Raw genomic sequence first — 14,811 nt, 5'->3', positions numbered from 1 at the left:
TGGCGGCGGCCGTCACACTGGTCGCCGGCGCCCGATCGCCTCATTTAACCCTGTTATTAATTCCGAATAAATCGCTTCCTTTTCGGTATTTAATATTTTAAATATGCGTTATAAGAATTATCTGGCGCGGCAGCACCTACTTCGGCTTTAGGGTTCGAGGGGAAATAATGCTCCAAAGCAACGGGCTACAGAACGATCAAATACGCGCACTTGCAACGCACAGCGCCCGTCCGAAGGTGCTGGCGGTTGCTTCGGGCGGCGGCCACTGGGTTCAGTTGATGCGCATCAGACACGCGTTTGAGGGATGCGAGGTCAGCTACGTCACCGTTCACGACTCGTATCGCGCACAAGTGCCAGGTCACAATTTTTATGTGGTCAACGATGCCAACCGCTGGAGCAAGATTGCGCTGATGAAGACAGCGGCACGGCTCAGCTCAGTCGTTTGGAGGGAGCGCCCCGATATCGTGGTCTCTACGGGCGCTGCTCCCGGATATCTGGCACTTCGGCTCGGACGGCTGTTGGGCGCACGCACCGTTTGGCTCGACAGCATTGCCAATGTCGAACAGCTTTCAATGTCCGGAGCATGGGTCGGTCACTCAGCAGACCTCTGGCTGACGCAGTGGCCGCATCTGGCACGCCCCGAAGGCCCCCACTACGCAGGATCGGTGCTATGATTTTTGTGACAGTCGGTACGCAGGGACATTTTGACCGGCTGGTACGGACCGTCGACGAATGGGCCGGTATGCGCGGAAAGCCCGACGTATTCGCTCAAATCGGGCCGTCAGATTATCGCTACGAGAATATCAGCGCTGAACGCTTCATCGATCCCGGCGAGTTTCGGAGGCGTGTTGAGTCGGCAAGCCTGGTCATCGCGCACGCCGGCATGGGCTCCATCATCACCGCCCTCGAGCTGGGAAAGCGAATCCTGGTCATGCCGCGACGGGCAAGCCTGGGCGAGCACCGGAACGATCATCAGGTCGCAACCGCAACGCGATTTTCCGAACAAGGCCGAATCGAAGTCGCGTTCGACGAACAGGAGCTGTCACTCAAGCTGGATCAACTGGAAGTCTCTTGCGACCAAGATCGGCTCGATCCACAGGCGTCGTCGCACCTGATCGGGGCAATCCGGACATTCATCGAGACGGGGCATGTTCGTCTCGACGGGGATGCGCTTTAGCGCAGGTGAATGATATGGAGTCTCAAGCCCAATCGGTTGTGCCGAGCCGCCAGCTGCGCAGCGATAGTTGCGGCGATTTGCTTCAATTACGGACGGTCTCGGCACCTCGCGTCAGTGAGACAGACGTCGCAGTTGTCATCGTGAGCTGGAATACTCGCGACATCCTAAGAGGCTGCCTACGCTCCGTCTTTGAGCAGACGCAGCGTGTTTCCTTTCAAGTGTTCGTCATAGACAACAACAGCCAAGACGGCTCTGCCGACATGGTCCGCGCCGAATTTCCGGACGTGACCTTGATCGCAAACGCAGAAAATCGTGGCTTTGCTGCAGCCTGCAACCAGGGCATGCAGCTTGCTTCGGCACGATATACCCTCCTGCTAAATCCGGATACGGTCGTACTCGACGACGCCATCTCCCACAGCGTTCGTTACGCCGATCTCCATCTCGATGTAGGTGTTGTCGGATGTCAGGTGCTCGAGGCCGAAGATCGAATCACGCCGACGGGCTTTTCATTCCCAAGTCCCTTCAACCTTTTCCTTGCGCTCTCGGGGTTGTCGCGGGCCTTCCCGCGCTCGCGTCTGTTCGGCCGGCCAGAGTTTAGCTGGTGGGACCGCCGGAGCGAGCGAGACGTCGATGTCGTCACGGGCATGTTCATGCTGGTGCGTCGCGAAGCGATCGCGCAGGTCGGACTGATGGACGAGGCCTACTTTGTTTATTCGGAGGAAGCGGACTGGTGCTATCGGTTTGCGCAGGCCGGCTGGCGGCGCGTATTCACGCCTAGCGCCCGCATTGTTCATCTTGACGGAGGTGCCAAGAGCACCAAGCAAGCCAGCAAAAAGATGTTCGTCCAGCTACAGAAGAGCGCGATGATCTATCATCGCAAGAACCTCGGATTGGCGTCGTGGTGGCTGCTCAAACTGATCTACATCGCATCGAACTTCGTTCGCATGATTGCGTGGTTCGTCTTGTCCGTCGTCAAGCGCGATAATGGTAGCTGGCACAAATCGGCGGCAGCGAAAGCAGCGCTCGTATTCCACTTCACCGGGAGCGAGCCAAAATGATTGCCCAAGCTTCTTTTTTACCGAGGCTTGTCGTGGCGGGAAGCGAGCTCGATCGCGTTTTCTACCTCAGTCGAACAGTACGAGCGAAAACTCCGCACTCTTGGATCTTTTCACACATTGAATATTAAGGGGCCTGCAAATGATTGGAATCGGCATTGTCGGATATGGATACTGGGGACCGAATCTCGTCCGCAATTTCGCGAGCAACGAGTCGTCGTGCGTTGTCAGCGTCAGCGATCTTGACGCAGAAAAGCTGGCTACCTGCGCGCGCCGCCACCCCGAAGTCACCACGACGTCGGATTTCAGCGAGCTTCTGCGTAATCCGGAGATCGACGCCATAGCGGTCGCAACGCCCGTTCATACTCACTATGAGCTGGCCCTGGCAGCGTTGAAAGCAGGAAAGCATGTGCTGGTCGAGAAACCGCTTGCCCCGACGTCCGACCAGGTGCGTCACCTCGTCGACGAGGCCGATCGGCGTGGCCTGACTCTGATGGTGGACCACACCTTCCTCTATACCCCGGCGGTGCAGAAGATCCGCGAGCTCCTGCAGCAAGACCAGCTCGGAGAGATTTTCTATTACGACAGCACGCGATCGAGCCTCGGCCTGTTCCAGAGCGACGTGAACGTGATCTGGGACCTGGCGGTTCACGACCTCTCAATCATCCAATATCTCCTCGAAGAGGATCCGGTTGCGGTTTCGGCGACGGGGTCGTGCCATGTGGCCGGCTCGCCCGAGAACATGGCGCACATCACGTTGTTCTTCGAGAGCAAGTGCGTTGCGCATGTCAGCGTCAACTGGCTTTCCCCAGTCAAGGTGCGTCAGACCTTCATCGGCGGCAGCAAGAAGATGATCGCCTATAACGACCTCGAGCCCACCGAGAAGATCAAGGTCTACGACAAGGGCATCACGCTGAACCCGCAAGCCGAGAATACGCATCAATTCCGGATCGGATATCGGGCCGGCGACATGTGGGCGCCCAATATCTCCACGAAGGAGGCGCTGCTAACGGAGGTCCAGCACTTCGTCGAATGCGTGACCACCGGCGCCTCGCCGGTTTCCAATGGCTTGTCGGGCCTGCGGGTCATTGAGGTGCTGGAGGCGGCATCGCGTTCGATCGCCGATCACGGCCGGCCGGTCCGGCTGAAGCAGCCGCGGAGGATTCCGGAGCACGTCAGGGCGATTGCCTGAGGCAGGTGCCGGCCTATAGCTGCGAAGGCTCGCGATGAACGCTGTGCAACGTTCGATTTTCTTTTCGGCGCTCGAGCGTTACGCGAGCCTGCTGCTGTTCCTTGTCTCGATTGGCATTTTGTCGAGACTGCTGACTCCCAAGGAGTTCGGCATTTATGCAGTCGTCCTCGCAATCACGTCGGTGTTCTCGACCTCTTCCCAGGAATTCGGCGGCGCCAACTATCTCATTCAGAAAGCATCCCTGTCGGAAGTTAACGTCAGGACCGCCTTTACCATCACATTTGGCTTGTCCGTCGCGATCGGGCTTCTTCTCTATCTGCTGGGTGGCGTTGTCGGATCGACGCTCGGCGCTCAGGGACCCGCGACTGGTATCGCCGTTGCCGTCCTCAATTTCATCGTTACCCCGTTCTCGACGACGATCATCGCGCTGTATCGTCGGGACATGCAGTTCGGCGTCGTCGCGGCCAGCAATCTTGCCTGCAATTTCACGATGGTCTGCGTATCAATCGCGCTCGCGAAGATGGGCTATAGCTATCTTGCGCCGATCTGGGGAATGATCGCCGGAAGTGTGGTCCAGACGGTCTATCTGATGGGCAACCGACGAGATCTACGCATTTTCCGGCCGTCGTTGCAGGGCTACCCCGAGGTAGTCAGGTTCGGCCTCTATTCAAGCGGCGTAGTCCTCATCAACGTGTTCTATAGTTCAGCACCGCAGTTGTTCCTTGCCCGGATGCTGGATTTCACGACTGTCGGCCTTTACAGCCGCGCCTGCACCCTGACCCAGGTGTTCGACAAGCTCGTGATCCAGGTTATCAGCCCTGTGATCATGCCGGCCATCTTTGCCCAGACCAAAGCCGGCGCAGACCTCAAACGCCTCTATCTCCACGCGACCTCGCTTCTGACTGTCCTGTATTGGCCGTTTCTGATCTTCATGGCTGTGATGGCGAAACCAATCATTCTCGTCTGGCTCGGCCCATCCTGGTTGGAGGTGGTTCCGCTGGTCCGCCTGCTCTGCATCGCTCAGCTTTCGCTATTCGCTGCCTGCCTCACATACCCCGTCCTGGTTGCCGCGGGCAGCGTCCGCGACACGCTGCTGTCGTCGCTGATCTCGCTGCCGCCGTCGCTCCTGGTCATCTTTATCGCATCGTTCTTTGGCGTCGAAGCCGTGGCGGGATCGGCAATGCTGACATTGCCATTCCAGGCCGCCGTGGCAATCTCCTTTGTCAGTCGACATCTCGATCTGCGGTTCACCGATTTCGTTCATGCGCTGCGCAAGAGCGGCATGGTCGCCCTCTGCTGCTGCGCAACGGTCGCGATCTGCGCAGCGCTGGTCGAGCACGGCCTGATTGGACCGGTGGCGGGCATTTTCGTAGCCTGCGGGGCAGTCGCAGCGATGTGGCTCGCCGCCCTGTTCGCGGTACAGCATCCGCTGCTGCCGGAGCTGAAGGCACCCGTTTCCCGCTTGGTGTCCACCGCCTGGCGCTCCACTGGCCGGGTCCCGGTCCCGGTGGCCCAGGGAGACCGCGATGTATGCTAAGACTTTCGTGTAGCGTTTGGAGAAGCTGCGATGCCTATTGCAAAAGATGTACAACTCGGTCGTGACGTACGGATATTCCATCCGGATCTTGTTAACCTCTACGGCTGCTCGATCGGGGACGAGACCAGGCTCGGCACGTTTGTCGAGGTGCAGGCCGAAGCGAAAATCGGTGCCCGGTGCAAGATCTCATCGCACAGTTTCATCTGCTCAGGCGTGAGCATCGCGGACGAGGTGTTCATCGGGCACGGCGTCATGTTCACCAACGACAAGTATCCGAGGGCGACAACGGCAGATGGCCGGCCACAGGGCGCGGCCGATTGGACCGTCGAACCGACCCGTGTCGGCAAGGGAGCGTCGATCGGCTCCAATGCGACAATCCTGTGCGGCATAACCATTGGAGCCGGCGCCATTGTCGGTGCCGGTGCAGTGGTGACAAAGGATGTTCCGGCCGGCGCGACCGTGGCGGGCGTGCCCGCTCGCATCGTCCCCAGCTCCAAGGAAGGCCCTCTGATCGAGGCGGCGCGCCTCGCCGGTGCCGGTTACCAATAAATCGTTCTCCCGCGAACAACGATATATTTTATTTGTTTCTCGGTTGATTTAATTATATTCATCCATTTAAATTTATAATAGACGGGGCCAGATCGGACGCCTGACAGTTAGGGATCAAGACATTGATACCGTTTTTGGATTTGAAAGCTCAGTATCGCCAAATCAAGCCGGAAGTCGATGCCGCGGTCGCGCGTGCGATCGAGAGCACGCAATTCGTGTTGGGCCCGGAAGTGACGGCCTTCGAAAAGCGTTTTGCCGACTATTGCAGCACCAGTCATTGCAGCGCGGTCAGTAGCGGCACCTCGGCACTGCATCTGGCCCTGCTCGCGGCCGGTGTTGGCCCCGGCGACGAGGTCATTACCGTGTCGATGACCTTCGTCGCGACGACCGCGGCGGTGCTGTACAGCGGCGCTAAGCCGGTCTTCGTCGACGTCGACCCAGTTACCTGGACAATGGATCCAGCCCTGATCGAGGCCGCGATCACGCCACGGACCAAGGCGATCCTGCCGGTTCATCTGCACGGCTTGATGGCCGACATGGATCCGATCATGGAGATCGCGCGGCGTCGCGGGCTGATCGTGATCGAGGACGCAGCTCAGGCTCATGGCGCCGAATACAAGGGACGGCGCGCAGGGTCGATCGGTGATTTCGGCTGCTTCAGCTTTTATCCAGGCAAGAATCTCGGAGCTTATGGCGAAGGCGGCGCGATTGTGACGAGTCAGCCGGAGCTCGCGCGGAAGGTTTCGCTGTTGCGCGATTGGGGACAGGAAGCCAAGTACAATCACGTCGTCGCGGGCTACAATTATCGCATGGACGGCATCCAGGGCGCGGTGCTGAACGTGAAGATGAACTACATCGAATCCTGGACCGAATCGCGCCGATCGCTGGCCGTACAGTATGATCGTCTCACGGCGAAGCTTCCTATTGCGAGGCCGCGGCCGCCCGAGCACAGCCGACATGTCTACCACGTCTATGCGGTTGGCCTGCCCCGTCGCGACGAGGTGCTGAGCGCGCTCCAGGAAGCCGGCATCGGCGTGGGCATTCATTATCCCGTGCCAGTCCATCTGCAGAAGGCGTACGCCAATCTCGACTATCGCACCGGCGATTTTCCGGTCACCGAAAGTTTGGCCAATCGTTTCCTCTCGCTTCCGATCTTTCCGGAGCTGCACTTGGAACAAGTGAACGAAGTGGCAGCAGCGTTGGAGAAATCCGCATTCGTCGATGCCGCCTAGGCTCGGCGAATGACCGGCTTCATTAGGGCCGTTTTCGGCTTGGCTCAATAACTCAACAAAGGGAGAGCGGCTTGGCTGATCTGAAGGGGAAACGAATTCTGGTCACTGGCGGCGCCGGATTCATCGGCTCACATATCGTTGACCTCCTATGCGACGAGAATTGCATCGAGATCGTCGCGTTCGACAACATGATCAGAGGGCGACCGGAGAATCTCCAGCGGGCGATGAGCCGCGGACCGGTCCGCATGGTCCAGGGCGATATACGGGACCGCAAGCTGATGGCATCGCTCGTACAGGCGGCCGATATCGTCTTCCACCAGGCGGCCTTGCGCATCACCCATTGCGCCGCCGAGCCGCGCCTTGCCAAGGAAGTTATGGTCGACGCCACCTTCGACCTGGTCGAATTGTGCGTCAAACACAACATCGAGAAGGTCATCGCCGCCTCCTCGGCATCCGTCTACGGCATGGCGGAGGCGTTTCCGACCACCGAGCGGCAAAACCCCTACGACAACCGCACCCTTTATGGAGCCGCCAAGGCCTTCAATGAAGGGCTGCTCCGCTCCTTCAACGACATGCATGGGCTCGACTATGTCGCGTTCCGATACTTCAACGTCTACGGCGAGCGGATGGATATCCACGGCCGCTACACCGAAGTGTTGATCCGCTGGATGGAGCGGCTCGAAGCGGGGCTGCCGCCGATCATATTCGGTGACGGCCAGCAGACCATGGATTTCGTCCACGTTCGCGACGTCGCGCGCGCCAATATTCTCGGAGCCCGGTCTCGGGTCACAGATGACGTCTTCAATATCGCCAGTGGAACCGAAACCAGCCTGGTGCAGCTCGCGAATGCGCTTGCTTCGGTGATGGGCCATCGCAACCTGACGCCTGAGTTCGCGCCGGAGCGCTCGATTAATCCCGTGCCGCGCCGGCTGGCATCGACGGAAAAGGCCGAGCAAAAGCTCGGTTTCCGAGCCTCCGTTCCGCTCGAACAGGGCCTCGCCGATCTCGTGAAATGGTGGCGCGCCGAATACGCGTCGACCTCTGCCGCCCGCCAGCAAGATGCGGTCGTCTCGTGATCCCGATTGCGCTGCCACTCCTCGCCGACGAAGAGGCCGAAGCTGCCCGGGAGGCCGTGCTTTCCGGTTGGGTTTCGCAAGGCCCCCAAGTCGCAGCTTTCGAACGCGACTTTGCGACGCTGGTCGGCGCGCCCCATGCGTGCGCCGTTTCCAACTGCACGACCGCCTTGCACCTTGCTCTGGTCGCACTCGATATAGGACCCGGCGACGAGGTCATCACGGTCAGCCATTCCTTTATCGCGACCGCCAATTGCGTCAGATATTGCGGAGCCACCCCTGTCTTCGTCGACATCGACCCGGACACCTACAACATCGATCCAGAGCGCGTGGCCGAGGCGATCACGACCAGCACCCGCGCGATCATCGCCGTGCACCAAATGGGGATGCCCTGCGACCTCGCAGCGCTCGTTGCGATCGCCGATCGCCACGGCCTTGCCTTGATCGAAGACGCCGCCTGCGCAGCCGGCAGTCAGATCCAGGTAAACGGCAGCTGGGATCGAATTGGTAAGCCCTATGGCCGGATTGCATGCTTCTCCTTCCACCCCCGCAAGGTGATCACGACCGGCGAAGGCGGGATGCTCACCACCTCGGATCCCGAGCTCGACCGCAAATTCAGGCTCCTGCGCCAGCACGGCATGAGCGTCCCGGACACGGTGCGGCACGGGTCCCCCCAGGTCATCTTCGAAGATTATCTTGCCGTTGGCTTCAACTACCGGATGACCGACATCCAGGCCGCGGTCGGACGCAAGCAGCTCACCAGGCTGCCAGACATCGTAGCCCGCCGGCGGACCCTCGCCGCGCGCTATTCGGAATTGCTCGGCAACGTCGAGGGCCTGAGCCTGCCGTTCGAGCCGGAATGGGCCCGCTCCAACTGGCAAAGCTATTGTGTACGCCTGCCGAGCAACGTGGACCAACGGACGGTGATGCAGAAATTGCTCGATCGAGGCATCGCCACCCGCCGTGGCATTATGTGTTCGCACCGGGAGCCGCCCTACTCGAACGCCAAGCAACGCCATGAGCTGCATCAGTCCGAACTCGCGCAAGATCGCGCAATCCTGTTACCGATCTACGCACAAATGAAGGACGAAGACCTCGAGCTGGTGGCCAGCACGCTCCGCGCCGAGGTCAGCCAATGACAAAGGAGACGTCCTTCAGCGTTGTCATCCCCTGCTATAATTATGCGCATTATCTCAAGGGGTGCGTTGAGAGCGTTCTTTCCCAAGGCGTCAAGGTACAGGTGATCATCATCGATGATTGCTCGACCGATGAAACTCCCGCGGTGGGCACCTCGCTGGCGAACGATGCCAGGGTGACATTCATTCGCCACGGGATCAATCAGGGCCACATCAAGACCTACAACGAGGGACTGGCCCTCGCGACCGGTGACTACACCGCTCTGATATCGGCCGACGATCTCCTCACGCCTGGCGCACTAAAGCGGGCCCAAGCAGTTCTTGATGACCACCCGGAAGTCGGCATGGTCTATGGACATGCGCCATACTTCCAATCGAACGACAAGCTGCCGCAGGCCCGTACCGGCAAGCCGCGGGTCGATATCTGGGATGGCCGGGACTGGATTGCTCAGCGCTGCAAGTCCGCGACGTCGTGCATCTCGTCCCCCGAGGTCATCGTCCGCACGTCGCTCCAGCGGCAGCTCGGGGGCTATCGCGAGGATCTTCCTCATGCCGGCGACCTGGAGATGTGGCTGCGATTTGCAGCGCACTCATCGATCGCCTATTTGGCCGAAGTGGACCAAGCATACTATCGCAGGCACGTTGCCAGCATGCAGTCAACCCAGTTCAACTCCAAGATCGCAGATCTCAGGCAGAGGCGAGCCGCATTCGAAGCCGTCTTTCAAGTGCACGGACATAAGATCAGCGACATGGAAGAACTGCGGCAGATGGCGCTGCGGGCTCTGGCCAAGGAAGCCCTCTGGCTCGCCTGCTGGTCCTACGATCGTCGTCGCGTTCATCATATTTGCGTCGATGATCTGCAGGCCTTCGCCGAGGAGACTTATCCGAGTGCCCATGCTCTCGGTGAATATTGGGGCTTACAATGGCGCCGGCGTCTGGGGACGCGGTGGCCGCCGATTCTGCAACCAATCATGCCAAGCGGCTATATTCATTGGGTGAAACACAAGATGCTCTGGCGACGTCATCGCCTGCGCGGCGTATAGAGGTCGTCGTCCACTTCAGGTCTGATATCGACTTGCATCAACACTCGGATGAGGCGAGAACCGGGCTCCGCGCGTGATGGAGTCCGGCAAGATCGAAAATGAGGATCAAGGACAACGGCGCCCAGCTGACCAGGTCCGCTATCCTGACATGATCGATCAGAAGCGCGCGTAACGCCGTCGTTCGCCATCACCTGCCATTCGCGCCATGTGCTGGCGCTACGCGATGTCGGGAGCCGCGGCCGGCCCCCGACGCATGATCGGCCGGCAGGCAGATCACCCTACTTCTTCCTGAACAACCGGGGAACCTGCCAGACAATTGGTGGAACGAAGGGCTTCATCACATCAAGCACACTACGTCGACGGACTTCGTTGGGACGCATTTTGAATATCGTCGTATGCTCGTCCGACTTCTCCTCCTCGGGACGGCCATTCGTATAGTAATACAACGCAATCGACCGGCGATACTTTCCCTTTGGACTTGTCAGCGGATCAGGATGGCCGTGATAAGCCGTGTCGGTCGTTGTAAAGACGACGATGCGGTTGGCGATGGGGAAATACGCCTTCTCCTTTGACTTAACGTCCTTGTCCCAAAGCTCGAGGGCCCCGCCCCACTCCTCTTGCCAGTCGTAATTAAGGTACACTAACAGATTGAGCCGGCGATCGAGTCTGAGCTCTCGATGCGTATTGAAATCCGCATGGATGCCGAGACGCCCTCCTCGCGGGATCATGTGCAGGCCACCTCCCGACAGATATGGATCGGGTATCAGGCCCTGGATACCCGTAAGCTTCTCCAGAAACCCAACGAAGACGCGCGAATTCAACGCATTGACGAATTGCTGAATGTAAGGGGGAAAGTCCTCCAACCGATTCAGACCAAGCTTTTGCTCTTCGTAAGCTCCAGCATCGAGGAACTTCCGATCCCAAGATGCATCAAATTCGCCGGGATAGTTCGCAACCACAGTTCTGATAATATTCTCGTCAAAAAAACCATCGATCCCAATATGTGGGAAAGGTTGATTGTCGCGATATTGCTGGGCCCACTGCTCGCTGTGCTCCGCCATCTTCTTCATGGGAAGAAGCGATTTGACACCGAGAGGCTCCGTGTCGACGGACACCACGCGCTGGGCAAGACTGACCATGACCTTCTCCGACAACTGATCTTAACAGCTTCAATTAAACTCCGTTATTATCAATTATCAAGGTTTAATTTCTATTATTATTCCATAAATCATTAATCAGCCTCGACAGCGAGACATTTGAGCGGCATACTGAATTTTATCAATATTTTCCATGTGCATAGCCTTACATCACCGCGCCAAACGATTTTGACGAGCTATTTAGAAATCACGAATTTTGAAATAGAGGAATTTTGCCGCAATGCGTCAAAACCAGGAAACCAACGTCTCACAAGCGATCCATTCGGGCAAAATTGGCAGTCACGACTGCACCGGACGTCAAGCTCCCCTATGCGAGACCCGCGTCGAACATTGCGAACTCGCAAGGACCATTCTCTGGCGCCAGCTTGAGAGGCCTGGGATCCAAGAGCAATCAACCGAATAGCAACTTGTGCATTCAGCGTACATTGGGCTGGATATGGTCTCGGAAACTTCGCGCTAGGGTTTGGTCATTGGTCTCCAGATGGCAGGCACAGCAGGATTTGCAGTAAGACATCAACGCTCAGTACTGTCAGGAGCAGGGGGCGCCCTTGCACCACGCAACTTCCCTTTGCAGACAAGCCGACCAGCCTGGATCCGACCACCTTGGGCTGTGGTCGCTTTCCTGGTCGGATTGGCCGTCCCATGGATCATTCCTCTGGGACCGATGAACTTGTCAGCTTATCGACTCGTTCTCCTGGCAACCCTGCTGCCCTGTCTCTTGAGTTGGGTACGCGGCGCGCTAGGCTTCAGACTTCCGGATCTTGCGCTTCTTTTTTACTCTGTTTGGACTGCAGCTTCCCTGTTTGCTGCACATGATGGCTCTTCTGCCACTCAAACGTCTGGCATCTTTTTTATAGAAACGATGGGAGCCTACCTCCTCGCCCGCCGCTATGTTCGCGATGCCGCTGACTTCAGAGGAATGGTCTTAACAATAGCGATCGTTGTTTTGGCCCTGTCACCGTTTGCTGTCTACGAATGGATCACAGGAAACAAGCCGCTCTTATCGACGTTGAGCGTCGTTTTTCCGACCGTCGAAGTTACGATGATGGTTCCCCGGTGGGGCTTTTGGCGGGTTCAGGGACCGTTTAGTCATTCGATCGAATTTGGCCTTTTTTGCACCAGCACCGTAGCCTTGACCCACCTCGCTTGGGGGCATGGCAGCAACTTTGCTTCACGATGGCTCCTGACCGTGATGGTGGCGGCCACCGCCTTCTTGTCGATGTCGTCGGCGCCGATCTCATGTCTCGTATTCCAAGTCGTGCTGATGGCATATGCCGGGCTTCTTCGGCGCAATAGCAGCAAGTGGATGATACTCTGGAGTATCGTCGCCGTAGGCGTCTTGGCTGCCCAGTTTGGCTCCAATCAAGGAGCGGCCAAGTTCTTCATCTCGCACTTCACGTTCGATCCTCAGACCGGGTGGTACCGTGTCGCGATCTGGGATTACGGAAGTGCCTCGGTGCTTAATCATCCATTGCTTGGAATAGGTCTGGCAGATTGGGAGCGGCCTAGGTGGATGGCATCTGACAGTGTGGACAACTTCTGGCTATTGACCGCCATGAGGCACGGGATTCCCGCCCTCGTCCTGCTGCTGGGATCCTGTATTTACACGATGGTTGCGGTCACTAACGCTAAGAGCGCAGACAGAACGGTCGAGATTTGCCGTGTGGCATACTTGATTTCCCTCATCACATTCTTGTTCGTGGGCATCACTATTCACTTTTCGCACGGAATTTATGCGTGGTTCATGTTCGTCCTGGGAAGTGGTGCATGGTTGATGGACACCAAAGAACCTCGATCGGCAATGACGACTGATGGCAATCTGCTGTCGCGCAGGAAGACCGGCCAGCAGCCCCAGAGGTGGAATTGATCGGTAGATGGCGAAGCGCATCATCAACGCCCCGACTTACGTCCGTAAACAATCTGTAACGGCATCCGAGGGGGTTCGACCGGTGACGACGCAAGACGTTGCGGAGGCTGCGCTTCATGCTTACGACGACGGAGCGCTGCGCGGTGCCTTCGATTTACTTCAGATGGACGCGTGTCGTTGGATCCGTCCCGAGGATGTTGCCAATAGGAGCGAGCTCACACCCCTGTTGCTCCTCAAGCTGCTCTTTCGGCATCCCCCTCTGCGAGCGATGGCGTGGTTCCGGCTTGCCACACTAATGCATCGCCGGAAGGTGAAGTTGCTGCCTGGCATTCTGAAGCGTCGCCTGCTGAGACTTTACGGACTTGAGTTGGTGCCGGGCGCGAGGATCGGGGGAGGACTGTACATCGCCCATCCGGTCGGTTGCGTGATCGTCGTGGAATCCATGGGCACGAATGTTTCAATGATGGGTAGTGTGACGTTGGGCCGCCTTAAGCCGTTGCGCTGGCCGACCGTAGGGGACAACGTGTTCTTCGGGGCCGGATGTCGCGTGCTGGGACCCATCGAGATCGGCTCAAGCGCGACGGTGGGCGCCAACGCCGTCGTCCTGACCGACATTCCATCCGGGGCGATCGCGGTTGGTGTTCCGGCACGGATACTGACACAAGATTGTGACGCAGCCGACAAATGCAGATGCTCGCATGGCTGATCGCAACGGGCCCAGAGCGGGGGTCGACACGCACAGACGCCGAGGGACGGCGCCGACGGGTCCTAATCCGATTCCACGCTCCCGGCGGTCTGGTCAGTTCAAGAGGAGGAACAGGATGTTTGCCATTGCAGCCCGCACGGCAGACCGTCTCCACGGCCGCACTGCACGGACGATAGGCGCGGGCATCGCGGCAACGATCTTAATGCTCACCTCCGCAGCAATCGGTGAAGAAGTGCCTGCTCGGCCGCAGGCCAGAACTTCATTTCCAGGTCCGTCGACGACCGGCGTGCCCCTCGATTGGAAGCCGGCCACAACCTACACCAGGACAGTACGGATCTCGAAGCGCGGCGCCGTGTTGGAGGATGTGCGGCTAGTGAACGCCGACCTCATCATCGCTGCCGACGATGTTACAGTGCGGCGGGTCGAAATCCAGGGCGGTCATATCCTCAACGAGACAAACGGCAAGTGCAACAACGGGCTCCTCCTTGAGGATGTCTCTCTCGTGCGTGCGCCAGGCCAGACGACGACTGACGCCGACGCGCCCGCGGTAGCGACCGGTGGATACATAGCACGTCGCGTGAAGATCGATGGGCTGCCGGAAGGCTTCCGCGTTGGCGGGCGGTCCCGTGGCTGCGCGGCCGTCAGGATCGAGGACAGCTACGTCAAGGTCACCTCTCCTGAGATGTGTCGCGACTGGCACGGCGACGGGATCCAGGGCTATGACGGAGCGGCGCTGACAGTCCGCAATGTGACGCTGCATATGGTCGAAGTTGGTACATGCGGTGGCACCGCCCCCTTCTTCTATCCACACAGCCAGGGTAATGAATCCGTCGAAATTGACGGGCTGCTTGTTCAAGGAGGCGGCGCACCTTTTCGACTAGGAACGCCGGGCTCAGTGCTTGGTCTGCGCATCGTCCAAGGCTCGTGGGGATATCGCCCGATCGACGTGAGGTGCTCGGCAGTCAACGGATGGGATGCGCAGATAGTGACTATCGACGCGTCGAACCAACAGGCAACGATCGTACGCACGCAACCCTGCAACACTGACGGGGGGAGCTGAGAGGTTCGGCCCGCCGGGCACAAGGCG

General features: G+C 58.6%; 14 protein-coding genes. 13 read left to right on the top strand and 1 reads right to left on the bottom strand.

The window, feature by feature from the left end; translation table 11 throughout:
* Positions 1–167: 167 nt before the first annotated feature.
* The 10 genes from J4G43_RS17895 (at position 168) to J4G43_RS17850 (ending at position 9,994) form a co-directional block, all read left to right on the top strand.
* On the top strand, positions 168–674 hold the full coding sequence (locus J4G43_RS17895; protein ID WP_135215034.1) for a UDP-N-acetylglucosamine--LPS N-acetylglucosamine transferase: 507 nt from the start codon (positions 168–170) through the stop codon (positions 672–674).
* On the top strand, positions 671–1,177 hold the full coding sequence (locus J4G43_RS17890) for a glycosyltransferase (RefSeq protein WP_135215035.1): 507 nt from the start codon (positions 671–673) through the stop codon (positions 1,175–1,177). The genes J4G43_RS17895 and J4G43_RS17890 overlap by 4 nt, the downstream gene beginning before the upstream one ends.
* Positions 1,178–1,191: 14 nt before the next feature.
* Positions 1,192–2,235 (top strand): glycosyltransferase family 2 protein, encoded by a 1,044-nt coding sequence (locus J4G43_RS17885; RefSeq protein WP_208085793.1) that lies wholly within the window; start codon positions 1,192–1,194, stop codon positions 2,233–2,235.
* A 139-nt stretch (positions 2,236–2,374) separates the two neighbouring features.
* Complete coding sequence (locus J4G43_RS17880; RefSeq protein ID WP_208085792.1) at positions 2,375–3,424, top strand: Gfo/Idh/MocA family protein; 1,050 nt, start codon at positions 2,375–2,377, stop codon at positions 3,422–3,424.
* 34 nt (positions 3,425–3,458) lie between these two features.
* On the top strand, positions 3,459–4,961 hold the full coding sequence (locus J4G43_RS17875) for an oligosaccharide flippase family protein (protein WP_208085791.1): 1,503 nt from the start codon (positions 3,459–3,461) through the stop codon (positions 4,959–4,961).
* A gap of 30 nt (positions 4,962–4,991) precedes the next feature.
* Positions 4,992–5,510, top strand: a complete 519-nt coding sequence (locus J4G43_RS17870; protein WP_208085790.1) for an acyltransferase — start codon at positions 4,992–4,994, stop codon at positions 5,508–5,510.
* Positions 5,511–5,632: 122 nt separating this feature from the next.
* Complete coding sequence (locus J4G43_RS17865) at positions 5,633–6,742, top strand: DegT/DnrJ/EryC1/StrS family aminotransferase (protein WP_135215039.1); 1,110 nt, start codon at positions 5,633–5,635, stop codon at positions 6,740–6,742.
* 80 nt (positions 6,743–6,822) lie between these two features.
* Positions 6,823–7,818, top strand: coding sequence for an NAD-dependent epimerase/dehydratase family protein (locus J4G43_RS17860; protein ID WP_208089348.1), 996 nt, complete (start codon positions 6,823–6,825; stop codon positions 7,816–7,818).
* Positions 7,815–8,954 (top strand): DegT/DnrJ/EryC1/StrS family aminotransferase, encoded by a 1,140-nt coding sequence (locus J4G43_RS17855; protein WP_193560888.1) that lies wholly within the window; start codon positions 7,815–7,817, stop codon positions 8,952–8,954. Before J4G43_RS17860 ends, J4G43_RS17855 begins: the two co-directional genes overlap by 4 nt.
* Positions 8,951–9,994, top strand: coding sequence for a glycosyltransferase (locus tag J4G43_RS17850; protein ID WP_208085789.1), 1,044 nt, complete (start codon positions 8,951–8,953; stop codon positions 9,992–9,994). Before J4G43_RS17855 ends, J4G43_RS17850 begins: the two co-directional genes overlap by 4 nt.
* Before the next feature lie 278 nt (positions 9,995–10,272).
* Here J4G43_RS17850 and J4G43_RS17845 read toward each other — a convergent pair whose 3' ends face one another.
* Positions 10,273–11,133 (bottom strand): 2OG-Fe(II) oxygenase, encoded by an 861-nt coding sequence (locus tag J4G43_RS17845; protein ID WP_205124599.1) that lies wholly within the window; start codon positions 11,131–11,133, stop codon positions 10,273–10,275.
* Positions 11,134–11,821: 688 nt separating this feature from the next.
* Between J4G43_RS17845 and J4G43_RS17840 the strand changes: the two genes are divergently transcribed.
* The 3 genes from J4G43_RS17840 to J4G43_RS17830 all read left to right on the top strand — a co-directional run bounded on the left by J4G43_RS17840 (position 11,822) and on the right by J4G43_RS17830 (position 14,784).
* Positions 11,822–13,018, top strand: a complete 1,197-nt coding sequence (locus J4G43_RS17840) for an O-antigen ligase family protein (RefSeq protein ID WP_167768073.1) — start codon at positions 11,822–11,824, stop codon at positions 13,016–13,018.
* A 7-nt stretch (positions 13,019–13,025) separates the two neighbouring features.
* On the top strand, positions 13,026–13,724 hold the full coding sequence (locus tag J4G43_RS17835) for a serine O-acetyltransferase (protein WP_208085788.1): 699 nt from the start codon (positions 13,026–13,028) through the stop codon (positions 13,722–13,724).
* A gap of 115 nt (positions 13,725–13,839) precedes the next feature.
* Positions 13,840–14,784 (top strand): hypothetical protein, encoded by a 945-nt coding sequence (locus tag J4G43_RS17830; protein WP_135215044.1) that lies wholly within the window; start codon positions 13,840–13,842, stop codon positions 14,782–14,784.
* Positions 14,785–14,811: the final 27 nt, after the last annotated feature.

This window comes from Bradyrhizobium barranii subsp. barranii, from assembly GCF_017565645.3.
GTDB lineage: Bacteria > Pseudomonadota > Alphaproteobacteria > Rhizobiales > Xanthobacteraceae > Bradyrhizobium > Bradyrhizobium barranii.
The sequence above is the reverse complement of the archived record's forward strand: the minus strand, read 5'-3'. Positions and strand labels throughout refer to the sequence as shown.